Genomic DNA, 25,504 nt, shown 5'->3' with positions numbered 1-25,504 from the left:
TTTATGCCCTCCCCGCCTGCACGCGGCCCGACATCGGCGCGGTGGCGCCGTGGCCGGACTCCACCCACACGGTGCCCGGCGCGACCTTGTCGCTGACCGACACCGGCAGCGTCGCGGTGCCCGCGGCGGTGTTGAACTTGCCCACGACGCCGTCGGCGAAACCCAGCGCCTGCGCATCAGCGGGATGGATCACGGCTTTCGGCTCGACGTTGAGCGGATGCGCCTGCAGTGCCGGCGCGCGACGCACCACCGCATCGCTGCGGTAGATCGCCACGCTCGCGGCGACTTCCAGGCCATCGCCCGCGACGTTCGGCGCCTTGCCCGCGGCGACGTTCACTTCGCGCATCTGCATGCCAGAACGCAGGCCGGCGAGGTCCACGAAGTCGAAGCCCTTCGCCTGCAGCTCGCCGCCGAGCGCACGCAGCACGCGCCAGCCGGCACGCGCCTGGCCCGGCAGCTTGCCGCCGGCGACGGTCGCCTGCTGGCGGCCGTCGAGATTGGTCAGCGTCGCGTCGATTTCCGGCAGCAGGCCGATCGGCAGGATCACGTCGGCGACGGCGCGCGTCGAACGGCACGCGAAGGTGCTGAACGCGACGACCTGCGCGGCGTTGAGCGCCTTCAGTGCGACCGCGGTGTCCGCGAAATCCATGCCCGGCTCGATGCCGTACAGCAGGTACGCCGAACGCGCATCGACCAGCATCGACTGCGCGTCGCGCGAGGTCGGCAGCACGCCGTAGTCGGACAGGCCGACGGCGTTTGCGCCCTGCGGGATGCGGTTGAGCGATGCGCCGGTAGCGGCGGCGAAATCGGCGGCGGCCTTGCGGATCGCGCTCGCGTGCGGGCCGTTCTCGGCCAGCGCTCCGACGATCACGACGGCGCGCGTCGCGTTCTTCGCGATGTCGACCAGGCCGTCGTCGCCCAGGGTCGCAGCGATCTGCGACGGGGAAACGATCGCCTTCTGCGCGATGTCGTACGTGAAGTCGAAGTCGACCGGATTGACCACGTACACCTTCGCGCCGCGGGTCCAGGCCTTGCGCACGCGCTGGTTCACCAGCGGCAGTTCGTGGCGCAGGTTGGAGCCCACGATGACGATGACGTCGGCGTGGTTGATGTCGGCCACTGGCGCGCCGAACGTCGTCGCGTGCGCGGCGTCGCTCAGGTCGTGCTGGCCGATGCGGTGGTCGAGGTTGCCCGTGCCCAGCGCTTCGGCAAGGCGGGCCAGCAGCGCGCCCTCCTCGTTCGAGGTGGCCGGGCCGGCGAGGATGCCGAGCTGGTCGGCGCCGTTGTCGCGCAGGATCTTCGCCGCCTTCGCCAGCGCTTCTTCCCACGAGGCCTCACGCCACTCGCCGTTCTCCTTCACCATCGGCACCGTCGCGCGGTCTTCCGCGTACAGGCCCTGGTGCGAATAGCGGTCGCGGTCCGACAGCCAGCATTCGTTGACCGCTTCGTTGTCGCGCGGCACGGTGCGCAGCACTTCGCCGCGACGCACGTGCAGGAACAGGTTGCTGCCCAGCGCATCGTGGTAACCCAGCGATTCGCGCGCGATCAGCTCCCAAGGACGCGCCTTGAACTGGAACACCTTGTTGGTCAGCGCGCCGACCGGGCACACGTCGATGACGTTGCCGGACAGTTCCGTCGTCAGCGGCTTGCCGTCGTAGGTGCCGATCTGCAGGTTCTCGCCGCGGTACATGCCGCCCAGCTCGTACGTGCCGGCGATCTCCGCGGTGAAGCGCACGCAGCGCGTGCACTGGATGCAGCGGGTCATCTCGGTGGCGACCAGCGGACCGATGTCCTCGTCCGGCACCACGCGCTTGCGCTCGGCGAAACGGCTGACCGAACGGCCGTAACCCAGCGACAGGTCCTGCAGTTCGCACTCGCCGCCCTGATCGCAGATCGGGCAGTCGAGCGGATGGTTGATCAGCAGGAACTCCATCACGTTGCGCTGCGACTTGAGCGCCTTGTCGCTACGGGTGGAGACCTTCATCCCGTCAATCACCGGCGTGGCGCAGGCCGGCGCCGGCTTGGGCATCTTTTCCACTTCGACCAGGCACATGCGGCAGTTCGCCGCGACGGCCAGCTTGTCGTGGTAGCAGAAACGCGGGATCGGAATGCCGGCCTTGTCGGCGGCATGGATGATCATGGAACCCTTCGGCGCGGCCATTTCGACGCCGTCGATGAAGACGGTGACGTGGTCCGGCGGCAGGTTCGGATTTACGGGCTGTGCGCTCATGCGGCGACCTTCTCCACCACCGTGCCGGCGCGCTGGTCGTCGACCAGGAAACGCTTGTTCACGATCGCGTACTCGAATTCATCCCAGTAGTGACGCAGGAAGCCCTGCACCGGCCACGCGGCGGCTTCGCCGAACGCGCAGATGGTGTGGCCCTCGATCTGGCCGGCGGAGACGCGCAGCATGTGCAGGTCTTCCAGCGTCGCCTGCTTCTCGGCGATGCGGGTCAGCATGCGGTACATCCAGCCGGTGCCTTCGCGGCACGGCGTGCATTGGCCGCAGCTTTCCTTGTAGTAGAAGCGTGCGATGCGCTGGCACGCGCGCACCATGCAGGTGTCCTCGTCCATCACGATGACCGCGCCCGAACCCAGGCCCGAACCGGCCTTCTGGATGGCGTCGTAATCCATGGTCAGCGACATCATCGTGTCGCCCGGCAGCACCGGCATCGACGAGCCGCCCGGGATCACGGCCTTGAGCTTCTTGCCGCCCCGCATGCCGCCGGCGAGCTGCAGCAGCTCGGAGAACGGCGTGCCCAGGCGGATCTCGTAGTTGCCCGGCTTGGCGACATGGCCGGAGACCGAGAAGATCTTCGGGCCGCCGTTGTTCGGCTTGCCGAGGTTGAGGAACCACTCCGCGCCGTTGCGGATGATCGCCGGCACCGAGGCGTAGGTCTCGGTGTTGTTGATCGTCGTCGGCTTGCCGAACAGGCCGAAGTTCGCCGGGAACGGCGGCTTGTAGCGCGGCTGGCCCTTCTTGCCTTCCAGCGATTCCATCAGGGCGGTTTCTTCGCCGCAGATGTACGCGCCGGCGCCGAGCGCACCGTAGATGTCGATGTCCACGCCGCTGCCGAGCACGTTCTTGCCCAGCCAGCCGTTTTCGTACGCTTCCTTCAGCGCCTGCTCGAAGTGCTCGAACGGCTCATGGTGGAATTCGCCGCGCAGGTAGTTGTACGCCACGGTCGAACCGGTGGCGTAGCAGGCGATCGCCATGCCCTCCACCACCGCGTGCGGGTTGTAGCGCAGGATGTCGCGATCCTTCGCCGTGCCGGGCTCGGATTCGTCCGAGTTGCACAGGATGTACTTCTGCGTGCCGCTGCCCTTGGGCATGAAGGACCACTTCAGGCCGGTCGGAAAGCCCGCGCCGCCGCGGCCGCGAAGGCCCGAGGCCTTCACCAGGTCCACGATCGCCGCCGGATCCATCTTCTCGGTCAGGATCTTGCGCAGCGCCGAGTAGCCGCCGGTCTTGAGGTAGTTCTCGTACGACCACGGGGTGTCGTAGTGCAGCGTCGTGTAGACGACGCTGTGCTCCTGCGGAGCCGGTCCGACCGGACCATAGCCCTGGGAATAGTCGTGATGATCGTGCGCCATCTCAGCCGGGCCTCACTTCAATCCGTCGAGCAGCTCGTCCACCTTCGTGGCGTCGAGCTTCTCGTGGTAATGACCGTTGATGACCACGACCGGCGCGCCGCAGCACGCGGCCAGGCACTCTTCCTCGCGCTTGAGGTAGACGCGGCCATCGGACGTGGATTCGCCCAGCTTGCAGCCCAGCTTTTTCTCGGCGTGGCGCACGAGGTCCTCGGCGCCGTTGAGCCAGCAGCTGATGTTCGTGCAGAAGGCGACGTTGTTGCGGCCGACCTGCTCGGTCTCGAACATCGAGTAGAAGCTCGCGACCTCGTACGCCCACACCGGCGGCAGGCTGAGGTACTTCGCCACGGCGGCGATGAGCTCGTCGCTCAGCCAGCCGCCGTTCTGCTCCTGCGCCGCGTGCAGGCCCTGCAGCACGGCCGAGCGCTTGCGGTCCGGCGGGAACTTGGCCAGCCAGTGGTCGATGTGCGCACGCGTCTTGTCAGACAACGCGACCATCGGGTCCACGTGCTGACAGGCTTCGAAATTTCCGGTCGCCTTCATTTGTCCAGATTCCTCAACGGGCCGCCGCGATCAGCGGTCGACCTCGCCGAACACGAGATCGTAGGTGCCGATCATCGCCACGACGTCGGCCAGCATGTGGCCGCGAACGACGGCGTCCATCGACGACAGGTGCGCGAAGCCCGGCGCGCGCAGCTTCACGCGGAAGGGCTTGTTGGCGCCGTCCGAGACCAGGTAGCAGGCGAACTCGCCCTTCGGCGCTTCGACCGCGGCGTAGGTCTCGCCGGCGGGCACGCAGTAGCCTTCGGAGAACAGCTTGAAGTGGTGGATCAGCGCTTCCATGTCGTCCTTCATGTCCTCGCGCCGGGGCGGAGCGACCTTGAAGTTGTCGACGATGACCGGGCCCGGGTTGGCCTTCAGCCACTTCACGCACTGCTTGATGATGCGGTTGGACTGGCGCATCTCCTCGACGCGCACGAGGTACCGGTCGTAGCAGTCGCCGTTGACGCCCACCGGGATGTCGAAGTCCATCTGCGCGTACTTCGCGTACGGCTGCTTCTTGCGCAGGTCCCAGGCGATGCCCGAGCCGCGCAGCATCGCGCCGGTCATGCCCCACGCGAACGCCTGTTCGGGCGAGATCACGCCGATGCCGACGGTGCGCTGCTTCCAGATGCGGTTGTCAGTGAGCAGCGTTTCGTACTCGTCGACACGGTTCGGGAAGTCGTTGGTGAACGCTTCCAGGTAATCCAGCAGCGAACCTTCTCGCCATTCGTTGAAGCGCTTGAGCTTGCCGCCCTTGCGCCACGGCGATTCCTTGTACTTCGGCATGTGGTCCGGCAGGTCGCGGTACACGCCGCCCGGACGGTAGTACGCCGCGTGCATGCGCGCGCCGGAGACCGCTTCGTAGCAGTCCATCAGCTCTTCGCGCTCGCGGAAGGCGTACAGGAACACCGCCATCGCACCCAGGTCGAGCGCGTTGGAGCCGATCCACATCAGGTGGTTCAGGATGCGGGTGATTTCGTCGAACATCGTGCGGATGTACTGCGCACGCTCCGGCGCCTCGATGCCCAGCAGGGTCTCGATCGCGCGCACGTAGGCGTGCTCGTTGCACATCATCGACACGTAATCCAGGCGATCCATGTAGCCGATCGACTGGTTGAACGGCTTGGACTCGGCGAGCTTCTCGGTCGCGCGATGCAGCAGGCCGACGTGCGGGTCGGCGCGATGCACGACTTCGCCGTCCATTTCCAGGATCAGGCGCAGCACGCCGTGCGCGGCCGGATGCTGCGGGCCGAAGTTCAACGTGTAGTTGCGGATCTCGGCACCGCTGCCGAGACCGGAGGTCTTGCTCACGGTCGAATTGGAAAGCTGGGCGCTCACTTCTTCACCTCACCGCGCTGGGCCGCCTCGCCCTGCGCCGTCTCGTAGCGGGCATCGTCGCGGATCACGCGCGGCACGAGCACGCGCGGCTCGATCGACACCGGCTCGTACACCACGCGCTTGCGATCGGCGTCGTAACGCACTTCGACGTTGCCGATCAGCGGGAAATCCTTGCGGAACGGATGGCCGACGAAACCGTAGTCGGTCAGGATGCGGCGCAGATCCGGATGGCCTTCGAACACGATGCCGTACAGGTCGAACGCCTCGCGCTCGAACCAGTTCACGCCCGGCCACACGGAGGTGAGCGAATCCACCACCGGCAGGTCGTCGTTGTCGGCGAACGTGCGCAGGCGCACGCGCAGGTTGTGCTGGCACGAAAGCAGGTGCGCCACGGCGGCGAAACGGCGTTCCGGCGCGGCGGCCGCGCCGTTGGGCGCCTCGCCCCAGACGAAGCGGCCGGCGCTCTTGCCTTCGACGCCGCGCGAGAAACCTTCGGAGGACACATCGGTGTCCCACTCGTCGCTGCCGTAGCTGAGGTAGTCGACGCCGCTGACGTCGACGCACTGCTCGAAGCCGAACTCGTCGCGCAGCGCGACCGCGGTGGCGAGCCACTGCGGCGCGGCGACATCGAGGGTGACTTCGCCGCGACCCGGCGCGATGACGACCATCGCATCGGCGAAGCGCGCGGTCAGGCGCCCGGAAAGCGCCTGGGCATCCATGAAATCGTAGGGCTGTGCCATGTCAGCGGACGCCCTGGATGTTTTCGCCGAAGTTGGTACCGCGGCGGATCTTCTTCTGCAGCTGCAGGATGCCGTAGACCAGCGCTTCGGCCGTCGGCGGGCAACCCGGAACGTACACGTCCACCGGCACCACGCGATCGCAACCGCGCACCACCGAATACGAGTAGTGGTAGTAGCCGCCGCCGTTGGCGCAACTGCCCATCGAGATGACCCACTTCGGGTCCGGCATCTGGTCGTAGACCTTGCGCAGCGCCGGGGCCATCTTGTTGACCAGCGTACCGGCCACGATCATCACGTCGGACTGGCGCGGCGACGGGCGGAACACCACGCCGTAGCGGTCCAGGTCCAGGCGTGCGGCACCGGCGTGCATCATCTCCACGGCGCAGCAGGCCAGGCCGAAGGTCATCGGCCACATCGAGCCGGTGCGCGCCCAGTTCCACAGCGCGTCCATGCTCGTGGTGACGAAGCCGTTCTGCAGCAGCGGGTTGTCGCCCTCGGGGCGCAGGATGTCGTCCAGCCGCCCTTCGGGCAGCGGGTTGTGCATGAGGTCAGAGACGCTCTGGATCACTCCCATTCGAGTGCTCCCTTCTTCCAGACGTAGACGAAGCCGAGCAGCAACATGCCGGCGAAGATGCCCATTTCGACGAGGCCGACCACGCCGAGTTCGCGGAACACGGTGGCCCAGGGCACGATGAAGATGATTTCCAGATCGAAGATGATGAACTGGATCGCGATGAGGTAATAGCGCACATCGAACTGCATGCGCGCGTCCTCGAACGCCTCGAAGCCGCACTCGTAGGGCGAGAGCTTCTCGATGGACGGACGCTGGGGGCCGAGCACCTTGCCCACCACCAGCAGGGCGACGCCGATACCTCCGGCGACGATCAGGAACAGCAGGGTCGGCAGGTATTCGGCCAGCACTCGGTGTTCTCTCGCTTCGTTTAGCTCGATCGCGTTACCGCGACCTGGCTCGGCGGCAGCCGCCTGGGTGATCCCCGCGCGAGACTCGGCCCGCCGTGCGTGCCGCACCTCGGTCGGTGGTGCTTGTGGTACTTGTGCTGCAATTCACTGACAGCAGTGTTGTTCGGTGTGGTGCCCAAGGGGGGACTCGAACCCCCACGACTTACGTCGCTACCACCTCAAGGTAGTGCGTCTACCAATTCCGCCACCTGGGCAATCAAACCCACGCCATCGCTGGCATGTTGTCTTCCTGACGCGATCGGTGCCGTGTGGGCGTTGATCGCTCCGGTCATCGCTGACCGTACCCGGCAATCCGTGCCGGGCCGATGAAAACAAAGTTTACCGCGTTAAGTCAGCCGCCCGCAGGGGGTTGCGGCTTTGCCGGTTCCGGCGACTGCGCTGCAGGCGCCTGCTGCGCGGGTGCCGGAGCGGCCGGGACCGCTTCCTGCGAGGCCGGCGCCTGCGGAACCGTGCTGGCCGGCGCGGTGCTCGCGGGAGCCGGAGCAGCCGTCGGCGCGGTCGGCACCGCGGCGTTGCCCGTGGTCGGCGCGGGAGCGCTCGGAACCGCCGGGACTTCGGCCATCACGCCACTCGGCGCGGCACCGGTGGTGCCGGTGGCCTTGCGCGTCGCCTGCCAGGCCATGAAGAGGCTGATCGCGAAGAACGCGATGGCGAGCCACTTCGTCGCCTTGGACAGGAAGTTCGCCGAACCGCGCGCACCGAAGACGGTGGCCGACGCGCCGCCGCCGAAGCCGGAACCGGCCTGGGCGCCTGCGCCGCGCTGCATCAGGATCAGCGCAACCATCGCGATCGCGATCAGCACATAGATGACGTTGAGCAGCAACAGCATCGGTGGGTTCTACGAATGGGTTCAACTACGAATGGCGGGTCGACGAACCGGTGGGAACGTCAGGGTGCCGCCGCGACTGCGATGGCGTGGAAGTCGTCGGCCACCAGCGAGGCGCCTCCGACCAGGCCGCCATCGACGTCCGGCTGCGCGAACAGCGCGGCGGCATTGTCGGCCTTTACGCTTCCGCCGTACAGGATCGGTAGCGAGCCAGCGATTCTAGCATCGCGCGCGGCGATTTCGCTACGGATGAATGCATGGACCTCCTGGGCCTGCTCCGGCGACGCGGTCCGGCCGGTGCCGATGGCCCAGACGGGCTCGTACGCCACGATCGCGCCATCGAACACGTCCTTGCCGCCCAGCTCGAACAGCGGCGCCAGCTGCTTCTCGATGCGCCACTGCGTCTGGTCGTCCTCGCGCTCGGACAGGCTTTCGCCCACGCACAGGATCGGCGTGAGGCCCGCGGCCTTGCAGGCGAGGAACTTGCGCGCGACCAGCTCGCTGGTTTCGCCGTGGTACTGGCGGCGCTCGGAATGGCCGACCAGGCCGTAGCCCGCGCCGACGTCCTTCAGCATCGTCGCCGACACCTCACCGGTGTAGGCGCCCTTCTGGTTCGCGCTCACGTCCTGCGCGCCGAAAGTGAGGCCCTTTCCGCCGTAACGCACGACCAGGCCGGCCAGATACGGAAGCGGCGGCAGGATCAGGCGCTCCACGCCCTGCGGCGCCGGCTGCGCGACGAGCGCGTCCAGCAGCGCAAGCGCGAAATCGCGATCGCCATGCAACTTCCAGTTTCCGGCAACGATCTTGCGGCGCATGACCACTCCTTCAGCGTCCTTCGGGATTGCGCGCGACCGGTCCGGCGCGAGCGGCGGCAAGTTTACTCCACGTCGGCGAAAATCGACCCCATGGACACGCCTTCGCTTCCAGATGCACCGCTGCTGCAAGGATTTGCGCCGGTGGCCGCGCGGAATGCGCGCGTGCTGGTACTGGGCAGCATGCCGGGCGTCGCCTCTTTGCAGGCTCGCCGGTATTACGCGCATCCGCGCAACGCGTTCTGGCCGATCATGGGCGCGCTGGTCGGCGCGGGGCCCGACCTGCCCTATGCGGATCGACTCGCCCGGCTGAAGTCGGCAGGCATCGCGCTGTGGGACGTCCTGGATCGTTGCGAGCGCGAAGGCAGCCTGGACTCGGCGATCGTCGACGCGACCGCGCAGGCGAACGATTTCGCCGCGTTCTTCCAGCGCCACGCGATGTTGACGGCGGTGCTCTTCAACGGGGCGAAGGCCGAAGCCGCGTTTCGCCGCTTCGGCCCGCCGCTGGACGCGTTCGGCCTGCGCGCATGGCGCCTGCCGTCGACAAGCCCGGCGAACGCGTCGGTGCCCTTCGCAAAAAAACTGGCCGCCTGGCGCGAAGCGCTGCAGGCGGCCGGTATCGCCACATCGGATTGAAACGAGGGCGATTACTTCAGCTTGATCTCGCGCAGGCGCTCTTCCAGGTAACCGTGCGCGGTGATCGCTTCCGGATAGCGGCTCGGGTTCTGGGCGCTCACGCACGAGGGCAGCACGTCGATCAGGAAGTCCGGATTGGGATGCAGGAAGAACGGCGTGGAATAGCGCGGCTGGCGCGCTTTCTCGCCCTTCGGGTTCACCACGCGGTGCGTCGTGGACGGATACACGTGGTTGGTGAGGCGCTGCAGCATGTCGCCGATGTTCACCACGATGGTGTCGGCGTCGGCCGTGAAGGGCACCCACTCGCCCTTGCGCGACAGCACTTCCAGGCCTTCGGCGCTGGCGCCGACCAGCAGCGTGATCAGGTTGATGTCCTCATGCGCGCCGGCACGCACGTTCGGGATGTCGTCGGTGGTGATCGGCGGATAGTGGATCGGACGCAGGATCGAATTGCCCGAGTCGGTCTTGTCGGCGAAGTAGGTCTCCGGCAGGCCGATGTGCAGCGCCAGCGCGCTCAGCACGCGCGAACCCAGGCGATCCAGCGACTCGTACAAGCCATAGCCGACCTCGCGGAACTCCGGGATTTCCTCCGGCCAGAGGTTGGGCGGCATCACGTCGGCGTACTGCGAATCGCGCGGGATCTCGCGGCCGATGTGCCAGAACTCCTTCAGGTCGAAGTGCTTGGAATCCTTCGCCGTCTCCACGCCGAAGGGCGTGTAGCCGCGCGCGCCCCCGCTGCCGGGCACGTTGTACTTGCGCTTGACCTCGTCCGGCAGCGCGAAGAAGCGCTTGAACACGTCGTAGGCGGTGTCGATCTGCGCGTCGGAGATGCCGTGGCCGCGGATGCCGCAGAAACCCCACTCGCGGTACGCCGCGCCGAGTTCGGCCACGAAGGCCTCGCGATCGCCCGGGCTGGCGGGTTCGCTGAAGCGGCGGATGTCGAGGGTCGGGATGCGGTTCACGTCGGTTCCTGCAGGGCGGGTCGAGGGAGAGCCGCACATGATACCGCCCGCGCACGCCGCTCCGGGGCGGCGGGCCCGCCTGCGGGCCGTTCAGCCAGGCTCGGCTTTTTGCACGCGGCTCGCGGCACCGGCTTCCGGGATAATGGCGCGTTTTTTTCCTGCCCCCTTCGGACGAATGGAACACGTCACCCCTCCCCTGCGCCCGCGCGCGCTCGCCTGGCTGACCGGACTGATCCTGGCGAACGCCGCGCTCGCCTGCCTCATCACGCTCAGCAACATCCCGCTCACCGAGGCCGGAAGCGCCTGGCACTCGGTGCTGTTCCTGTTGCTGGCGCTGCCGGGCCATTTCATTTTCTTCGGCACGCTCGTGGCGCTGCCGGCGTACCTGCTCGGGCGCCTCCTGCGCAATCCGCGCTGGATGATCGGCACCGCGATCGTGCTGCAGACCTTGTGGCTGCTCCTGCTGCTCGCCGATGCGAAGGTGTTCGCGCTGTACCGCTTCCACCTCAATGCGATGGTGGCGAACATGATCTTCGGCGGTGCGCTGCAGGATCAGGTCGCCTTCTCGGCGAAGATGTGGATGTTGATAGCACTGGGCGCAGCCACGCTGCTCGCGCTGGAAATCCTGCTCTCCCGCGTGTGGTGGCAGGCGCTGCGTCGCCGGCCGGTGCTGCTCCGCATCCGCGCGATGTGGTGGGTCGCCGGCGCGTTGTTCCTCGTCAGCCAGGGCATGGTGGCGTACTCGGATGCGCGCGGCGATCGGGCCGTGATGTCGCAGCTGACCTACATCCCGTGGGCGCAGCCGATCACGCTGAAGAACGCGCTGCATCGTTTCGGCGTGCAGACCGCGCAGGCCACCGAACTGCCCGACACGGGCGATCGCCTGGGCTATCCGCGACGCGCGCCGCAATGCGCGGCATCGCCCTCGCTCAACGTGCTGGTGATCCTCGTCGAATCGTTGCGTCACGACGTGCTCGATCCGGCGGTGATGCCCAACACCTGGCATTACGCGCAGGACGCGCAGTGGTTCCAGAACCACTACAGCACCGGCAACGCGACGCGCTTCGGTCTCTTCGGCCTGATGTACGGCCTCCCGGGCGGCTACTGGCAGGCGATGCTGGCGCAGCAGCGCGGGCCGGTGATGATCGACGCGATGCTGGCCGACGACTACGCGATGCACGTCTACGGCAGCGCGCCGCTCTACAGCCCGGAGTTCGACCGGACCGTGTTCTCGAAGGTGCGCGAGCGCATCGTGAACGGGCCGTCGAAGATGAAGAGCGCGCAGCGCGATCGCTACGTGGTCTCGCGCATGCAGGACGACATCCGCCGGCATCCGAAGGGGAAGCCGTTCTTCGGTTTCGTGTTCCTGGATTCGCCGCACGCGCCGTACCACCTGCCGGCTGGATACCGGTCGCTGTTCCAGCCGATGGCGCAGGACGTGAACTTCCTCAACCTCGGCCCGGATCACGACCCCACGCCGGAGTTCAACCGCTATCGCGCCGCCGTGCACTACAGCGACGCGTTGATCGGCGAACTGCTGCGCACGCTCGAACAAAGCCCGCTGGCGGCGAACACCGTCGTGCTCATCACCGGCGACCACGGCGAGGAGTTCAACGACATGCGCAAGAACTACTGGGGCCACAACGGCAATTTCTCGGATTACCAGCTGCGCACGCCGTTCGTGCTGCACTGGCCGGGTCGGCCCGCGCGTCGCATCGACGCGGCGACGTCGCACGAGGATTTCGTGCCGACGGTGATGCGCCATGCGCTGGGCTGCGATGGCGCCAGCGCGGATTATTCGACCGGGTTGGACCTGTTCGGCGAGCTGCCGCGCAAGCGTCCGCTGCTGGTGGAAAGCTGGTCGCAGCGCGGCATCCGCGACGGCGCGCTGATTTACCTGTTCGACAACTTCGGCTCGGCCACGGTGGTGGACCGGAACTACGACCCCGTCGAGGATGCCGACGTGTCGGCCGATGCGGTGCGGGAGTCGTGGGAAATGCTGACGCGCTTCCAGAAGCGGTAAGCGCGCCCTGGGCCCTCTTCCGTTACGGGAGAGGGCCGGCTTGATCGACGAAGGTGGTTACGCGGCGGCGGAGACAGCCGCGGCGAGCTTGTCGAGCGTGTCCTGCATCAGCGTCGCGTCGTCGGCTTCCACCGTGACCCGCACGACCGGCTCGGTGCCGGACGGACGCAGGAAGGCACGCCCGCGACCGGCGACCGCCTGCTCGGCCTGCGCGAGCGCGGCTTTCACCGAATCGGCTTCGGTCGGCTTGGAACCTGCCGCGAACCGCACGTTGACCGTCTTCTGCGGCACCTTGCGGAAACCTTCCAGCGCCTCGCGCAGCGAGATGCCACGGCGCTGCAGCACTTCCAGCACCTGCAGCGCGCTGACGATGCCGTCGCCGGTATTGGCGCGATCCAGGCACAGCATGTGGCCCGACGTCTCGCCGCCCAGCACGCCGCCGTTGGCGACGAGTTGCTGGTGCACGTACCGGTCGCCGACCTTCGCGCGGATGAAGCCGATGCCGCGCTCGGCGAAGGCGCGCTCCAGCGCGTAGTTGGTCATCAGCGTGCCGACGACGGGACCGCGCAGTCGACCGGTCTGCTGCCAGTCGGTCGCCATCACGAATAGCAGGTCGTCGCCATCGCAGACCACGCCGTTGCCATCGACGAACAGCACGCGATCGCCGTCGCCGTCGAACGCGATGCCGATGTCGGCGCCGGTCGCGCGGACGTGCTGGACCAGCGTGTCCGGATGCGTCGATCCGACGCCGTCGTTGATGTTGATGCCGTTGGGATCGATGCCGATGGCGTCCACGCGCGCGCCGAGTTCGCGCAGCACGAGCGGACCGAGCTGGTACGTCGCACCGTTCGCGCAGTCCATGGCGATGCGCAGACCGCCCAGGTCGAAGCCTTTCGGCACGGAACTCTTGCAGTGTTCGATGTAGCGGCCCAGCGCGTCGCGCGTCCGCACGGCCTTGCCGAGCTGCTCGGACGGCACCGTGCGGAACGGATGGTCCAGCGCGGCTTCGATCGCCAGTTCGGTGGCGTCATCGAGCTTCTCGCCCTGAGCGGAGAAGAACTTGATGCCGTTGTCGTGGTGCGGGTTGTGCGAGGCGGAGATCACGATGCCGCCATCGGCGCGCATCGAATGCGTCAGGTGCGCGACCGCCGGCGTGGGCATCGGGCCCATCAGCTGCACGTCGACGCCCGCGGCGACCAGGCCGGCTTCCAGCGCGGCCTCGAACATGTAGTTCGAAATACGCGTGTCCTTGCCGATGATGACCACCGGGTTGCGCCAGTCGCGACGGGCCAGTGCGTGGCCGTAGGCGTTGCCCAGGCGCAGGACGAAATCGGCCGAAATCGGCCCCTCGCCCACTCGCCCCCGGATGCCGTCGGTGCCGAAATACCGCCGGCTCATGCAGCCACCTCGTCCGCCGGCGGCTGCGGCTGCTTCATCATCAGTGCGAACAGCGTGGCCAGACGCTCGCGCAGTTCGCGGCGGTCGCAGATCTGATCCAACGCGCCGTGATCGAGCAGGAATTCCGAACGCTGGAAGCCTTCCGGCAGCGTTTCGCGCACGGTCTGTTCGATGACGCGCGGGCCGGCGAAACCGATGAGGGCCTCGGGCTCGGCGAGGTTCAGATCGCCCAGCATCGCGAACGACGCCGACACGCCGCCGGTGGTCGGATGCGTCATCACCGAAATGAAAGGCAGGCCGCGCGCGCGCATGCGCCCGAGCGCGGCGGACGTCTTGGCCATCTGCATCAGCGAGAACAGGCTCTCCTGCATGCGCGCGCCGCCGGTGGCGGTGAAGCAGACCATCGGGCAGCCCAGTTCGACGGCGCGTTCGGCCGCGCGGGTGAAGCGCTCGCCGACGACCGAACCCATCGAGCCGCCCATGAAGGCGAAGTCGAACGCGGCGGCGACCAGCGGCCGCTGCTTGAGCGTGCCTTCCATCGCGATCAGCGCATCGCGCTCGCCGGTGGATTTCTGCGCGGCCTTGATGCGATCGGCGTAGCGCTTCTGGTCCTTGAACTTGAGCACGTCGGTCGGGCCGAGTTCGGCCGCGATCTCGCGCGTGCTGCCTTCATCGAGCAACGCGGTCAACCGCACGCGCGCGCGGATGGCCATGTGGTAGTTGCACTTCGGGCAGACCTCGAGGTTCTCCTCGAGCTCGGGGCGGTACAGCACCGCGCCGCATCGGTCGCACTTTTCCCACAGGCCTTCGGGCACGCTGCGGCGCTTGGCGGCGCCGGTTTCGGTGCGGATGCCCGAGGGCATGAGTTTCTTGAGCCAGGACATGCGTTGAGAGTATTCCCGTTCAGGCGTGAAGAATGCCGGAGCGGGCCCCGGCCGAAGCGGGGCAGTGTAGCGCAGCGGGCGTCGGCGCCCGCCCTGCCCTCACGCGGGATGGGCGGTGGTGGGAAGCCCGTCCAGCGCCGCGCGCAACGGCGCCAGGAACGTGCGGGCCTGTATGGCCGGCTCGACCGCGTCGGCCAGTGCGGCTACCAGCGCACTGCCGACGACGACACCCTCGGCCTCCCGGGCCATCGCCGCGGCACTGGCAGCGTCCTTGATGCCGAATCCGGCGACCACCGGCACGCGGCTTCGCTGACGGATGGCGTGCAGCCGCTCGCCCGCCGCGCCGGTGTCGAGGCGGTCCGCGGCGCCGGTGACGCCGGCGAAGCTCACGTAGTAGAGATAGCCCTGCGCGTCGTCGCAAAGCTGCTGCAGTCGCGCGTCGGTGGTCGTCGGCGACGCAAGCAGGATCAGCGCGAGGTCGTGCGATGCGAACGCGGCACGGAATTCGTCGGATTCCTCCGGTGGCAGGTCCACCAGCAGCACGCCGTCGACTCCGGCTTCGGTCGCTTCGCGGGCGAAACGCTCGGCGCCGCGGATCTCGACGGGATTCAGATACCCCATCAACACCACCGGCGTGTCGCTGTCGCGCTCGCGGAAACGGCGCACGGTGTCGAACACGAACGACAGCCCCGCACCGCGCGACAGCGCGCGTTCGGAACTGCGCTGGATGGTGGGGCCGTCCGCCATGGGATCTGAAAACGGCACGCCCAGTTCGATCACGTCCGCGCCCGCGTCCACGAGCGCATGCATCACCGGCACCGTGGTTTCCAGGGAGGGATCGCCTGCGGTGACGAACGGGATCAACGCCTTGCGGCGATCGGAGCGCAACTGGGTAAAGCGTCGGTCGATTCGGTTCATGACGATGCCGTGTTCGGAGCGCGGCCGCTCAAGGGGAAGGTCCGGAAGGCGTTGGATGGGAGGGAGGGAGTCCCGCCGCGTCCCCGACCTTCCCCTTGAGAGGCCGCCGGATGCCGTTGGAAGCGGCAATGCGCTACAGCGAAATACCCTCGCGCGCGGCGATGGTGTGCACGTCCTTGTCGCCGCGTCCGGAAAGGTTGCACAGCACGATCGCATCGGAAGGAAGCTCGCGCGCGAGCTTGATGGCCTGCGCGATCGCATGGCTGGATTCCAGCGCCGGCAGGATGCCTTCGGTACGCGACAACTGGTGGAACGCCGACAGCGCCTCGGCGTCGGTCACGCCAGCGTAATCCGCGCGACCGGTGTCCTTGAGGAACGCGTGCTCCGGTCCGACGCCGGGGTAGTCGAGTCCTGCGGAAACCGAATGCGTTTCGATGATCTGGCCGTCGTCATCGCACAGCACGTAGGTGCGGTTGCCGTGCAGGACGCCGGGGCGTCCCGCGGCCAGCGACGCGGCGTGATGCCCGGTGCCGATGCCCTCGCCCGCGGCCTCCGCGCCGACGAGCCGCACGTCGGCATCGTTGAGGAAGGCGTGGAAGATGCCGATGGCATTGCTGCCGCCGCCGACGCACGCGGTCACGGCGTCGGGCAGTCGGCCGTATTCGGCGAGCATCTGCGCGCGCGCCTCGCGGCCGACGATGGCGTTGAAGTCGCGCACCATGCGCGGATACGGGTCGGGCCCGGCCACGGTGCCGATGATGTAGAACGTGTCGCGCACGTTGGTGACCCAGTCGCGCATCGCTTCGTTGAGCGCGTCCTTCAGGGTCGCCGAACCGCTGGTCACCGGCACCACCGTCGCGCCGAGCAGCTTCATGCGGTAGACGTTGATCTTCTGGCGCTCGATGTCGGTGGCGCCCATGTAGACCACGCACTCCAGCCCGAGCCGCGCGGCGACCGTCGCGCTGGCAACGCCGTGCTGGCCTGCGCCGGTCTCGGCGATGATCCGCGTCTTGCCCATCCGGCTGGCGAGCAGCGCCTGGCCGATGGTGTTGTTGATCTTGTGCGCGCCGGTGTGGTTCAGGTCCTCGCGCTTGAGCAGGATGCGCGCGCCGCCCACCTCGCGGCTCAGCCGTTCGGCGAAATAGATCGGGCTCGGTCGGCCCACGTAATGGGCGAGATCGGCATCGAAGGCGGCATTGAACGCCGGATCGACGCGGGCGGCGTCGTAAGCGGCGGCCAGCTCTTCCAGCGGACCGATCAGGGTTTCGGCGACGAAACGGCCGCCATAGCGCCCGAAATGGCCGGCGGCATCGGGGTAGGCGTGGAAGTCGGGACGGGACATGTCGTGACTTTAGCGAACGACATCGCCGCGGAACATGCATAAAATCGGATTGTCCTGTCAGAAAACCTCACACATTCGCATGAGCCGAGACCTACCCCCGCTCAACGCGCTGCGCGCCTTCGAGGCCGTGGCGCGGCTCGACAGCGTCAGCCGGGCCGCCGAGGAACTCCACGTGACCCACGGTGCCGTCAGCCGGCACCTCAAGTCGCTGGAGGAAGCCCTGGGGACCGCCCTCTTCGTCCGCGAAGGCCGGGGGCTCGCCCTCACGCCCGCCGGCCATCGGCTGCATGAGGCGGCCGACGGCGCGTTCGCCCTGCTCCGCCAGGGCTGGAGCGACCTGCGCCGCCGCCCGCAGCAGGCGCCGCTGGTGCTCGGCTGCCCCGGAAGCGTGCTGGCGCGCTGGATGATTCCGCGGCTGGATCGACTGGCCCGCGAACGTCCCGATCTCACCCTGCATCTGGCCGCCAGCGAGAACACGCCGGACGCCGCCCTGACGGGGCTCGACGCCGCGCTGCTCATCGACCGGGCGCCTTGGCCGGGCGACTGGCAGGTGCACGAACTCGCGCCCGAACGCATCGGCCCGGTCGTGAGCCCGCGCTTTGCCGGCTTCGAGCGGCTGCGCGATGCGACGCCCGACGCGCTGATGCACGAAGCGCTCCTGCACACGCAATCGCGCCCACAGGCGTGGGCGGACTGGGCGCAGCGCAACGGGCTCGACGCCGGCGCGCTGCGCATGGGCACGGGGTTTCCGCACCTGTACTACCTGCTCGAAGCCGCGAACGCCGGGCTCGGCGTGGCGATCGCGCCCGAGCCGCTGGTGGCCGAGGATCTCGCGGCTGGCCGGCTGGTCGCGCCGTGCGGGTTCGTCCAGACGCAGGCGCGCTGGGTGCTCGTCACGCGGCGGCGCGCGAACGATCCGCGCGTGGCCTCATTGGCGGACTGGCTGCGTGCGGAACTTGCGCGCTGACGCCCCGCAGCCCGGGCGACCGGGCGACGTCAGCGTTCCGACGAATCCGCCCGCCGCACTTCTTCGACGAAGCGCCGCATCTTCGCGGCGTCCTTCTCGCCCGGTGCCGACTCGATGCCGCTGGAGACGTCCACGCCCCACGGATGCACGGCCGTCACCGCGTCGAAGATGTTTTCCGGATGCAGCCCGCCGGCAAGCAGGAACGGCCGCGCGGATTCGCGCGGGATGCGCGACCAGTCGAAGGCGTGACCGGTGCCGCCCGCGCCGCCGGACGCATGGCTGTCGAGCAACAGCGCGACGGCGCGCGGATGATGCGACAACGCATCGGCCGCGACGTCGCCGCCCATCGCGACCGCCTTGAAATACGGCATGTCGAACGCGGCGCAGAATGCTTCGTCCTCGCGGCCGTGGAACTGCAGTACCGTCGGTCGCACGGCGTCGATCACGCGCTGCACGGTGGCCGCGTCGTTATCCATGAAGAGCGCGACGACTTCGATGCCTTCGGCGATTCCGGCGCGCAACGCCCTCGCCTGCTCGATCGTCAGCCGCCGCGAACTGCGCTCCGCGAACACCAGGCCGATCGCATCCACGCCCAGCTCGCACGCCAGCGCGATGTCGTCCGCATGCGTCATGCCGCAGAACTTGATGCGCGTATGCGTCTGCGCATTCATAGCGTGATTTCCGCGGGAAGATTCCATTCCGCCGGGTAGCGCGGTCCGAGGAACACCAGCCCCGTCGGCGGCGCGGTCGGACCGGCGACCGTCCGGTCGCGCGTGGCGAGCAGTTCGGCGATCCAGCGTTCGGGCTTTTCGCCGCTGCCGACCATCAGCAGGCTGCCGACGATGTTGCGCACCATGTGGTGCAGGAACGCGTTCGCCTGCACTTCCACTTCGACCACGTCGCCGCTGCGCGTGACGCGGATCTCCTGCAACTCGCGCCACGCGTGCGGCGACTGGCAATGCACGGTGCGGAAGGAGGAGAAGTCGTTTTCCCCCAGCAGCGCCTGCGCGGCACGGTGCATGGCATCGGCGTCGAGCGGCCGGCGTTCCCAGCTGAGGTATTGCCGGCCGAGCGCGGCGCGCACCGGGCGATTGAGGATGCGATAGCGATAGCGGCGCGCACGCGCGGAGAAGCGCGCATGGAAATCGTGTGCCACAGGCCGGCACCAACGCACGGCGATCGACGGCGGCAGACGGCTGGTGACGCCGAGCATCCAGCTGCGTGCGTCGCGCACGGCGTGGCTGTCGAAGTGCACGACCTGGCATTCGGCGTGCACGCCGGCGTCGGTGCGCCCGGCGCAGATCGTTTCGACCGGATGGCCGGCGACGAAGGAGATCGCGAATTCCAGCGCGGCCTGCAGCGTTTCCTCGCCTTCGCGCTCGGGTTCGCCGTGCTTGCTCAACCGCTGCCAGCCGCAGAAGCCGTTGCCGTCGTATTCGATGCCGAGGGCGAAGCGTTGGGTGGGCGCGATCTGCGTCGGAGTGGATTCGGCGGGGGTGTTCACGGCGGAAAGGGTGTGCGTTACGGCAGGGACCGGACTAGGCGTCGATCGTGCTTCGCGGGCTGGGCGAAGGCAAATGGCGCTTGGAAAACGAGCAGCGCGGCGACGTGCGACGAAGTGACTTCTTCGCCGCTCCAACCCCTCTCCCATCGGGAGAGGGCCACGCGCGAGCGTTCGCCCCGCCGTTTCGGGAGTGCGTCAGCCCAGGTCCTGCAGCATCCGCGATGCCGCCTGGCGCGCGGCGAGGTCGCCGTTGATGACGACTTCGCTCAGCAGCTGGCGAGCGCTCTCGCGATCGCCCAGGTCGATGTAAGCGCGGGCGAGTTCCAGTCGTTCCTGGCCGGGCTGCGTGGCGAGCGTCGGTTCGACATGGCCGCGACGGCCATTGCCGTTCGCCGCGATGTGCCACGCGGGTGCGATCGGGGCCGTCGGCGCGGCCGGAGCGGTGGGACGCACCGGCGCCTGCGGTTCCGGCGTCAGTTCGAACGCGGGCTCCTCGGGCGCGCGCACGTCAACCGCACGCTCTTCCGGTGCGGGCGGCTCGACGACGGTTTCCGGGGCCTCGCGCGCCTCGATATCCGGGCCGGGCGCGAACGCGTCGGCGATGGAAGGCGTCGTCGACGCGGCGTCGGACGGCGCGCGGAACGCCGGCTTGTTCGGGCGACGTCCCATCCACCAGCCGCCCAGCAGCGCCAGCAGCAGCGCACCGCCGCCGATGATCCACGGCAGCGGCGAGCCGGACTGGGCCGCGGCCTGTTCGTTGGTCTTGGCGACGCGCTGCTGCGCGGCGGCCAGCTCGCTGTCCTTCATCGCGATGAGCTGTTGCTGCTGCTTCTGCAGCTGCTCGAGCTCGGCGACGCGGCTCTTGAGTTCCTGGACCTCGGCCTCGCGGGCGGCGACCGTTTCCTGGGTCTGTTGCAGTTCCTGTCGCAGCATCTGGCCCTCGCCGCCGGCCTGGATGCCGGACTGGGTGCCCGCCTGCGCGGCGCGCGCGGCCTCGGGCGGAACGATTTCGAGGCGGGCGTCGGCGCTCGCCGAACCGCCCGCCGTTGCGTTGTTGCCTGGCGCGTTCGACGCCGGAGCGCCGGCGGCCGAGGCGACCGCGCCTTCCATCGCCGGTTGCGGCACGGCACGGCGCGCATCGCGCCACTGCTGCACGTGCTGCGCGACGAGACGGCGGGCTTCGCCGGCATCGACGCTGGCCAGCTCGTCGCCCGGCGGCACTTCGAGCACCGCGCCGGCCTTGAGCAGGTTGATGTTGCCGTCGATGAAGGCGTCGGGGTTCGCGCGCAGCAGCGCGATCATGGCCTGGTCGAGGCTGGCCTGGCCTTCCATGCGGCCGGCGATTTCCGACAGCGTGTCGCCACGGCGCACCGTGTAATCGCCGGACAGTTCGCGCGCGGCATCCGGCACCGGCGCGCGCGGCGGCGTGGCCACGGCGACCTGCGGCTGCGCTTGGGGCTGCGGCGGCGCGGCGGGGATCTCGTTGTCCGCCGCGGCGTTTTCCTCGCGCGCGATGGCCTGCTCGACCTCTTCCTCGGGCGTGGTCGCGGGCGGTGCTTCGGCGGTCTGCGGCGCAGCGGCTTCCGGCTCGCGCTCGATGATGTTGGGTTCGGAGACGACCGTCTCCTCGATGGCCGGCTGCATCGGCGCCGACACCGTGCGCGGCGCGTCGACCAGCGCCGCGTATTCGCGCACCAGCCTGCCCTGCCCCCAATCCACCGACACCAGGAAGGTCAGCAGCGGCTCGTTGACCGGCTGCGCGGTGGTGACCCGGATGACCGGACGGCCGGCCGCGTCGAGCGCCGAGGTGAACTGCAGTTCGGCGATGACGCCCATCGGCGGCTGCAGGCCGACGCGGGCGAAGACGAGCGGCGAAGCGAGCTCGGCCTGGAGGTTTTCCAGTTCGGCCGGATCGCTGGAAATGATCGGGATTTCGGCCAGGAACGGCTGTCCCAGGCGCGACTTGACCTCGATCTGCCCGAGGCCGAGCGCGGAAGCGGCGCCGCTGGCCAGCGCGAGCGCCAGCCCGAGCGCGGTGCGCACGTAGCGGCTGGCGGAGCTTTGTCTGGCAACTGGCTGTTTTGCTTCGGGTTGTTTCACTTCGGATCCCTGCCTTCCCCGGCGCGACTCTAAGCCCTCGCCGGGTAGCAGGGCAATGAAAAACGCCGCCGGACGTGACTCCAGCGGCGTTTGGGGTCCATCAACCGGGCTGATCGGCTGCGATCAGCCCCGCTCGGCCAGTACCAGCTCGGCCAGCTGCACGGCGTTCAACGCGGCGCCCTTGCGGATGTTGTCCGACACGATCCACAGGTTCACCGCACGCGGGTGCGAGAAATCGTCGCGGATGCGCCCGACGTAGACCGGATCGTTGCCCGACGCGTGCGTCACCGGCGTCGGATACCCGCCCGCCTTCGGCTCGTCGACGATCTCCACGCCCGGCGCGGTTTCCAGCAGCTTGCGCACCTCCGCCGCGCTGATCTTCTCGCGCGTCTCGATATTCACCGCCTCCGAATGCCCGTAGAACACCGGCACGCGCACCGCGGTCGGGTTCACCTGGATGCTGTCGTCGGCCAGGATCTTGCGCGTTTCCCACACCAGCTTCATTTCTTCCTTGGTGTAGCCGTTGTCCTGGAACTCGTCGATGTGCGGGATCAGGTTGAACGCGATCTGCACCGGGAAACGCTCCGGGTTGGGTTCCTGGAAGCCCAGCAGCGCGGCGGTCTGGCGGCCGAGCTCCTCCAGCGCCGAGCGGCCGGCGCCCGACACCGACTGGTACGTCGCCACGTTGATGCGATCGATGCCGACCTTGCGATGGATCGGCGCCAGCGCGACGAGCATCTGCATGGTCGAGCAGTTGGGATTGGCGATGATCCCGCGCGGACGGTTCTTCGCCGCGTCGGGGTTCACTTCCGACACCACCAGCGGCACGTCGTCGTCGTAACGGAACGCCGAGGAGTTGTCGATCACCACCGCGCCCGCGGCGGCGAACTTCGGCGCGTATTCCTTCGACACGCTGCCGCCGGCGGAGAACAGCGCGATGTCGATGCCGGTCGGGTCGAACGTCGCCAGGTCCTCCACCACGATTTTTTTCGCGCCGAACTCGATTTTCTCGCCAGCCGAACGCTCGCTGGCCAGCAGGTGCAAGTTGCCAATGGGGAATTTCCGCTCGACGAGGATGCGCAGCATCGTCTCGCCCACGGCGCCGGTCGCACCGACGATGGCCACGTTGCAGGAGTTCTTGGCGTTCATTGGTTCCTTCTTTCGGGTGGAGGAGTACAGCGGTGAAGCCCGGCCGGAACCATTCCGGCGGGTGTTGCGAATATCTGCTTGCGGCTCAGCCCGTCGGTGCCGCGTCGCCGGCATTGCGGCGCCGCAGGTCGTCGATGGCCTCGGGAGACGCCCACAGTACCGCATCCTGGTAGTGGCGGATCATCGCCAGCACGTGCTCGCGCGGTCCCTGACGCCATTCGGGCGAACCATAGAAGGCGTCCTGCCGCGCGTTCAGATCGGCCAGGTCGTCGTAGGCGCGGAGGAGGAAATAGGCGTCGTCCTGGTGCGGCGACGGGCCGAACGCCACGACCTCATGCGCCCAGCGCTGCAGCATCGGCACGGCCTGTTCGACAAAGGCACGGTGGAAGCCCTCGCGCGAGCCCGGTGCGAGCTGGTACGTGCGGATCTGGAGCAATCGCGGGTGGCTCGACATGGCGGCGGTTCCGGCGTGGTTCGAAAGACGCATTGGGATGATCGCGCAACACGGAGGCAGACGCTCTGGCGTCTGCTTATTTCGATATGCCGGGTTTTCGCTGCGCGCCAAGCGCCGCGGCGTTGACCGGCGACGGTGGATCGCCCGCGCGCGGCCCGACGCCCAACGCCGCGGTCAGGTTTTCCACCGCCAGCGACACCATCGCGCGGCGCGTGGCGAGGCTGCCGCTGGCGATGTGCGGCGTGAGCACGACGTTGCGCAGCGCGAGCAGGCGCGGATGGATCGCCGGCTCGCCTTCGTAGACGTCGAGCCCCGCCGCGGCGAGCCGGCCGCTTTCCAGTGCGTCGGCGAGCGCGTCCTCGTCGACGATGCCGCCGCGCGCGATGTTCGTCAGCGTCGCCGTCGGCTTCATCTTCGCAATCGCCGTCGCATCAATGAGGTGGTGCACCGCCGGCGAATACGGCAACACGAGCACGAGGTGGTCGGCCTGCGCGAGCAGCGTGTCGAAATCGACGTACTGCGCGCGGCACGTGCCTTCGATGTCGGCGCGGAGCCGCGAACGGTTGTGGTACAGCACGCGCATGCGGAAGCCCGCCGCGCGGCACGCGATCGCCTGCCCGATGCGTCCCATCCCGAGGATGCCCAGCGTCGTGCCGTGCACGTCGCCGCCGAGCATCGTCTCGAAGCTCCACTGTTTCCACTGGCCGTCACGCAGCCAGCGCTCGGCTTCGGTGATGCGGCGCGCGGCGGCCATCATCAGCGCGAAGCCGAAATCGGCCGTGGTTTCGGTCAGCACGTCGGGCGTGTTGGTCACGACGATGCCGGCCTGCGTGAGCGCGGGAACGTCGAGGTTGTTGTAGCCGACGCCGACGTTCGCGATCGCGCGAAGGCGCGGCGCATTGGCGATTTCCGCCGCGCCGATGCGGTCGTTGAGCGTGACCAGCGCGCCGTCGCACGAGGCGAGCATCGCCGCGATTTCGTCCTGCGGATGCTTGCCGACCGCGGCGGTTTCGATCACGTCGAAGTGTTCGCGCAGGCGCCCGACGATGTCGCCGAACAGCGGCTGCGAGACCCAGACGCGGGGACGCACGTCAGCCATCGCGCTGCGCGGGAATGCGGGGCGTCACCTCGCCGACGTCGCCGCATTGCGCGCGATGGCGCAGCGCCTGGTCCATCAGCACCAGCGCGACCATCGCCTCGCAGATCGGCGTGGCGCGGATGCCGACGCACGGATCGTGGCGGCCGGTGGTGATCACTTCGACGACGTCGCCGTGGGTGTCGAGGCTGTCGATCGGCAAGCGCAGGCTGGACGTCGGCTTGAACGCCACCGAACAGCGCAGCGGCTGGCCCGTGCTGATGCCGCCGAGGATGCCGCCGGCGTGGTTGCTGGCGAAGCCCTGCGGCGTGAGCTGGTCGCGATGCTCGCTGCCCTTCTGCGCGACGACGCCGAAACCATCGCCGATCTCCACGCCCTTCACCGCGTTGATGCTCATCAGCGCGCTGGCGAGTTCGCCGTCGAGCTTGCCGTAGATCGGCTCGCCCCAGCCCGGCGGCACGTTGGTCGCGATCACGTCCACGCGGGCGCCGACCGAATCGCCGGACTTGCGCAGCGCGTCCATGTACAGCTCCAGCTCCGTGACCTGGCGCGTGTCGGGCCAGAAGAACGGGTTGTTCTCCACGGCGGAAAGATCGAAACCGTGCGGCACGATCTCGCCGATCTGCGACAACCAGCCCTGCACCTGCACGCCGAAACGATCGGCGAGCCACTTCTTCGCGATGACGCCGGCGGCCACACGCATGGTCGTCTCGCGGGCGGACGAGCGGCCGCCGCCGCGCGGATCGCGGATGCCGTATTTCTGCCAGTAGGTGTAGTCCGCGTGGCCGGGGCGGAACTGTTCGGCGATCTTCGCGTAGTCCTTGCTGCGTTGATCCGTGTTCCGGATCAGCAGCGCGATCGGCGTACCGGTGGTGACGCCTTCGTACACGCCGCTGAGGATCTCGACCTCGTCGGCTTCGTGGCGCTGCGAGGTGTGGCGCGTGCGGCCGGTGGCGCGGCGTTCGAGATCGTGGCGGAAGTCGTCCGGCGCGATGGCAATGCCGGGCGGACACCCGTCGACCACGCAACCGATGGCGGGGCCATGGCTTTCGCCGAACGTGGTGACGGTAAGGAGTTTGCCGAAGCTGTTGCTGGACACGGGGCGGCCTGTGCCGGGATCAGGCCTTCACTTTAGCAACGTGGATTGGTTGCTGCTGGAACCTGATTGAGCTCCCTCCCTGCTTGCAGGGGAGGGTTGGGGAGGGGTGAAGTGCACAGCGCCGTGCAGCAATGTGCAATG

At 68.3% G+C, this 25,504-nt stretch carries 24 protein-coding genes and 1 tRNA gene; 3 read left to right on the top strand and 22 right to left on the bottom strand.

Annotated elements, in window-relative coordinates:
* Position 1: 1 nt before the first annotated feature.
* The 10 genes from nuoG to tpiA form a co-directional block, all read right to left on the bottom strand.
* Positions 2 to 2,230, bottom strand: a complete 2,229-nt coding sequence (gene nuoG, locus LA521A_RS06915; protein ID WP_281781573.1) for an NADH-quinone oxidoreductase subunit NuoG — start codon at positions 2,228 to 2,230, stop codon at positions 2 to 4.
* Positions 2,227 to 3,594: an NADH-quinone oxidoreductase subunit NuoF gene (nuoF, locus tag LA521A_RS06910; protein ID WP_281781572.1), complete on the bottom strand. Its 1,368-nt coding sequence runs from the start codon at positions 3,592 to 3,594 to the stop codon at positions 2,227 to 2,229. The genes nuoG and nuoF overlap by 4 nt, the downstream gene beginning before the upstream one ends.
* A 12-nt stretch (positions 3,595 to 3,606) precedes the next feature.
* Positions 3,607 to 4,134 (bottom strand): NADH-quinone oxidoreductase subunit NuoE, encoded by a 528-nt coding sequence (gene nuoE, locus LA521A_RS06905; RefSeq protein WP_281781571.1) that lies wholly within the window; start codon positions 4,132 to 4,134, stop codon positions 3,607 to 3,609.
* Positions 4,135 to 4,164: 30 nt separating this feature from the next.
* Positions 4,165 to 5,445 carry an NADH-quinone oxidoreductase subunit D gene (locus tag LA521A_RS06900; RefSeq protein WP_281781570.1) on the bottom strand — a complete coding sequence of 427 codons (1,281 nt, stop codon included), beginning with the start codon at positions 5,443 to 5,445 and terminating at the stop codon, positions 4,165 to 4,167.
* A gap of 23 nt (positions 5,446 to 5,468) precedes the next feature.
* Positions 5,469 to 6,212: an NADH-quinone oxidoreductase subunit C gene (locus tag LA521A_RS06895; RefSeq protein ID WP_281781569.1), complete on the bottom strand. Its 744-nt coding sequence runs from the start codon at positions 6,210 to 6,212 to the stop codon at positions 5,469 to 5,471.
* A gap of 1 nt (position 6,213) precedes the next feature.
* Positions 6,214 to 6,786 carry a NuoB/complex I 20 kDa subunit family protein gene (locus LA521A_RS06890; protein ID WP_281781568.1) on the bottom strand — a complete coding sequence of 191 codons (573 nt, stop codon included), beginning with the start codon at positions 6,784 to 6,786 and terminating at the stop codon, positions 6,214 to 6,216.
* A complete protein-coding gene (locus LA521A_RS06885; protein ID WP_281781567.1) occupies positions 6,777 to 7,133 on the bottom strand; it encodes an NADH-quinone oxidoreductase subunit A in 357 nt (118 codons plus the stop codon). Before LA521A_RS06885 ends, LA521A_RS06890 begins: the two co-directional genes overlap by 10 nt.
* A 169-nt stretch (positions 7,134 to 7,302) precedes the next feature.
* Positions 7,303 to 7,387: transfer RNA gene (locus tag LA521A_RS06880), tRNA-Leu, on the bottom strand.
* Between the two features lie 137 nt (positions 7,388 to 7,524).
* Positions 7,525 to 8,022 (bottom strand): preprotein translocase subunit SecG, encoded by a 498-nt coding sequence (gene secG / locus LA521A_RS06875; RefSeq protein ID WP_281781566.1) that lies wholly within the window; start codon positions 8,020 to 8,022, stop codon positions 7,525 to 7,527.
* A 59-nt stretch (positions 8,023 to 8,081) separates the two neighbouring features.
* Positions 8,082 to 8,834: a triose-phosphate isomerase gene (gene tpiA / locus LA521A_RS06870; RefSeq protein WP_281781565.1), complete on the bottom strand. Its 753-nt coding sequence runs from the start codon at positions 8,832 to 8,834 to the stop codon at positions 8,082 to 8,084.
* 90 nt (positions 8,835 to 8,924) lie between these two features.
* Between tpiA and LA521A_RS06865 the strand changes: the two genes are divergently transcribed.
* A complete protein-coding gene (locus LA521A_RS06865) occupies positions 8,925 to 9,467 on the top strand; it encodes a DNA-deoxyinosine glycosylase (RefSeq protein ID WP_281781564.1) in 543 nt (180 codons plus the stop codon).
* Between the two features lie 11 nt (positions 9,468 to 9,478).
* Here LA521A_RS06865 and LA521A_RS06860 read toward each other — a convergent pair whose 3' ends face one another.
* Complete coding sequence (locus LA521A_RS06860) at positions 9,479 to 10,468, bottom strand: isopenicillin N synthase family dioxygenase (RefSeq protein WP_281781563.1); 990 nt, start codon at positions 10,466 to 10,468, stop codon at positions 9,479 to 9,481.
* 136 nt (positions 10,469 to 10,604) lie between these two features.
* Here LA521A_RS06860 and LA521A_RS06855 point away from each other — a divergent pair, with 136 nt between their 5' ends.
* Positions 10,605 to 12,452 (top strand): DUF3413 domain-containing protein, encoded by a 1,848-nt coding sequence (locus tag LA521A_RS06855; protein WP_281781562.1) that lies wholly within the window; start codon positions 10,605 to 10,607, stop codon positions 12,450 to 12,452.
* Between the two features lie 57 nt (positions 12,453 to 12,509).
* Here the strand turns inward: LA521A_RS06855 and glmM are convergent, their stop codons facing one another.
* The 4 genes from glmM to trpB form a co-directional block, all read right to left on the bottom strand.
* The gene (glmM, locus tag LA521A_RS06850) at positions 12,510 to 13,850 is read right to left on the bottom strand and encodes a phosphoglucosamine mutase (RefSeq protein WP_281781561.1); all 1,341 of its coding nucleotides are present in this window, start codon (positions 13,848 to 13,850) and stop codon (positions 12,510 to 12,512) included.
* On the bottom strand, positions 13,847 to 14,734 hold the full coding sequence (accD, locus tag LA521A_RS06845) for an acetyl-CoA carboxylase, carboxyltransferase subunit beta (protein WP_281781560.1): 888 nt from the start codon (positions 14,732 to 14,734) through the stop codon (positions 13,847 to 13,849). The genes glmM and accD overlap by 4 nt, the downstream gene beginning before the upstream one ends.
* Positions 14,735 to 14,833: 99 nt before the next feature.
* Positions 14,834 to 15,652: a tryptophan synthase subunit alpha gene (gene trpA / locus LA521A_RS06840; protein WP_281781559.1), complete on the bottom strand. Its 819-nt coding sequence runs from the start codon at positions 15,650 to 15,652 to the stop codon at positions 14,834 to 14,836.
* Positions 15,653 to 15,785: 133 nt separating this feature from the next.
* The gene (gene trpB / locus LA521A_RS06835; protein ID WP_281781558.1) at positions 15,786 to 16,994 is read right to left on the bottom strand and encodes a tryptophan synthase subunit beta; all 1,209 of its coding nucleotides are present in this window, start codon (positions 16,992 to 16,994) and stop codon (positions 15,786 to 15,788) included.
* 79 nt (positions 16,995 to 17,073) lie between these two features.
* On the opposite strand from trpB, the gene LA521A_RS06830 reads away from it, so the two are divergent.
* Positions 17,074 to 17,961, top strand: a complete 888-nt coding sequence (locus tag LA521A_RS06830) for a LysR family transcriptional regulator (RefSeq protein WP_281781557.1) — start codon at positions 17,074 to 17,076, stop codon at positions 17,959 to 17,961.
* A gap of 29 nt (positions 17,962 to 17,990) precedes the next feature.
* On the opposite strand, the gene LA521A_RS06825 is transcribed toward LA521A_RS06830, so the two are convergent.
* The 7 genes from LA521A_RS06825 to aroC form a co-directional block, all read right to left on the bottom strand.
* The gene (locus LA521A_RS06825; protein ID WP_281781556.1) at positions 17,991 to 18,632 is read right to left on the bottom strand and encodes a phosphoribosylanthranilate isomerase; all 642 of its coding nucleotides are present in this window, start codon (positions 18,630 to 18,632) and stop codon (positions 17,991 to 17,993) included.
* The gene (gene truA / locus LA521A_RS06820) at positions 18,629 to 19,432 is read right to left on the bottom strand and encodes a tRNA pseudouridine(38-40) synthase TruA (RefSeq protein WP_281782041.1); all 804 of its coding nucleotides are present in this window, start codon (positions 19,430 to 19,432) and stop codon (positions 18,629 to 18,631) included. The genes LA521A_RS06825 and truA overlap by 4 nt, the downstream gene beginning before the upstream one ends.
* A 228-nt stretch (positions 19,433 to 19,660) precedes the next feature.
* Positions 19,661 to 21,565, bottom strand: coding sequence for a motility hub landmark protein FimV (locus LA521A_RS06815; RefSeq protein ID WP_425494575.1), 1,905 nt, complete (start codon positions 21,563 to 21,565; stop codon positions 19,661 to 19,663).
* A gap of 123 nt (positions 21,566 to 21,688) precedes the next feature.
* Complete coding sequence (locus LA521A_RS06810) at positions 21,689 to 22,714, bottom strand: aspartate-semialdehyde dehydrogenase (protein ID WP_281781555.1); 1,026 nt, start codon at positions 22,712 to 22,714, stop codon at positions 21,689 to 21,691.
* 85 nt (positions 22,715 to 22,799) lie between these two features.
* The gene (locus LA521A_RS06805) at positions 22,800 to 23,168 is read right to left on the bottom strand and encodes an NIPSNAP family protein (protein WP_281781554.1); all 369 of its coding nucleotides are present in this window, start codon (positions 23,166 to 23,168) and stop codon (positions 22,800 to 22,802) included.
* A gap of 76 nt (positions 23,169 to 23,244) precedes the next feature.
* Positions 23,245 to 24,267 (bottom strand): 2-hydroxyacid dehydrogenase, encoded by a 1,023-nt coding sequence (locus LA521A_RS06800; RefSeq protein ID WP_281781553.1) that lies wholly within the window; start codon positions 24,265 to 24,267, stop codon positions 23,245 to 23,247.
* The gene (aroC, locus tag LA521A_RS06795; RefSeq protein WP_281781552.1) at positions 24,260 to 25,363 is read right to left on the bottom strand and encodes a chorismate synthase; all 1,104 of its coding nucleotides are present in this window, start codon (positions 25,361 to 25,363) and stop codon (positions 24,260 to 24,262) included. Before aroC ends, LA521A_RS06800 begins: the two co-directional genes overlap by 8 nt.
* Positions 25,364 to 25,504: the final 141 nt, after the last annotated feature.

The organism is Lysobacter auxotrophicus (genome assembly GCF_027924565.1).
Taxonomy (GTDB): domain Bacteria; phylum Pseudomonadota; class Gammaproteobacteria; order Xanthomonadales; family Xanthomonadaceae; genus Lysobacter_J; species Lysobacter_J auxotrophicus.
Note: the sequence above shows the minus strand (reverse complement) of the source record. Positions and strands in the feature narration are given on the sequence as shown.

Coding starts and splice junctions, on each gene's coding strand:
- secG (WP_281781566.1), bottom strand. CDS start 8,022: ATGCTGTTGCTGCTCAACGTCATCTATGTGCTGATCGCGATCGCGATG.
- nuoF (WP_281781572.1), bottom strand. CDS start 3,594: ATGGCGCACGATCATCACGACTATTCCCAGGGCTATGGTCCGGTCGGA.
- LA521A_RS06805 (WP_281781554.1), bottom strand. CDS start 23,168: ATGTCGAGCCACCCGCGATTGCTCCAGATCCGCACGTACCAGCTCGCA.
- accD (WP_281781560.1), bottom strand. CDS start 14,734: ATGTCCTGGCTCAAGAAACTCATGCCCTCGGGCATCCGCACCGAAACC.
- LA521A_RS06810 (WP_281781555.1), bottom strand. CDS start 22,714: ATGAACGCCAAGAACTCCTGCAACGTGGCCATCGTCGGTGCGACCGGC.
- nuoE (WP_281781571.1), bottom strand. CDS start 4,134: ATGAAGGCGACCGGAAATTTCGAAGCCTGTCAGCACGTGGACCCGATG.
- trpB (WP_281781558.1), bottom strand. CDS start 16,994: ATGTCCCGTCCCGACTTCCACGCCTACCCCGATGCCGCCGGCCATTTC.
- LA521A_RS06895 (WP_281781569.1), bottom strand. CDS start 6,212: ATGGCACAGCCCTACGATTTCATGGATGCCCAGGCGCTTTCCGGGCGC.
- LA521A_RS06855 (WP_281781562.1), top strand. CDS start 10,605: ATGGAACACGTCACCCCTCCCCTGCGCCCGCGCGCGCTCGCCTGGCTG.
- LA521A_RS06825 (WP_281781556.1), bottom strand. CDS start 18,632: ATGAATGCGCAGACGCATACGCGCATCAAGTTCTGCGGCATGACGCAT.
- LA521A_RS06830 (WP_281781557.1), top strand. CDS start 17,074: ATGAGCCGAGACCTACCCCCGCTCAACGCGCTGCGCGCCTTCGAGGCC.
- nuoG (WP_281781573.1), bottom strand. CDS start 2,230: ATGAGCGCACAGCCCGTAAATCCGAACCTGCCGCCGGACCACGTCACC.
- LA521A_RS06890 (WP_281781568.1), bottom strand. CDS start 6,786: ATGGGAGTGATCCAGAGCGTCTCTGACCTCATGCACAACCCGCTGCCC.
- LA521A_RS06800 (WP_281781553.1), bottom strand. CDS start 24,267: ATGGCTGACGTGCGTCCCCGCGTCTGGGTCTCGCAGCCGCTGTTCGGC.
- LA521A_RS06865 (WP_281781564.1), top strand. CDS start 8,925: ATGGACACGCCTTCGCTTCCAGATGCACCGCTGCTGCAAGGATTTGCG.
- tpiA (WP_281781565.1), bottom strand. CDS start 8,834: ATGCGCCGCAAGATCGTTGCCGGAAACTGGAAGTTGCATGGCGATCGC.
- LA521A_RS06860 (WP_281781563.1), bottom strand. CDS start 10,468: ATGTGCGGCTCTCCCTCGACCCGCCCTGCAGGAACCGACGTGAACCGC.
- glmM (WP_281781561.1), bottom strand. CDS start 13,850: ATGAGCCGGCGGTATTTCGGCACCGACGGCATCCGGGGGCGAGTGGGC.
- trpA (WP_281781559.1), bottom strand. CDS start 15,652: ATGAACCGAATCGACCGACGCTTTACCCAGTTGCGCTCCGATCGCCGC.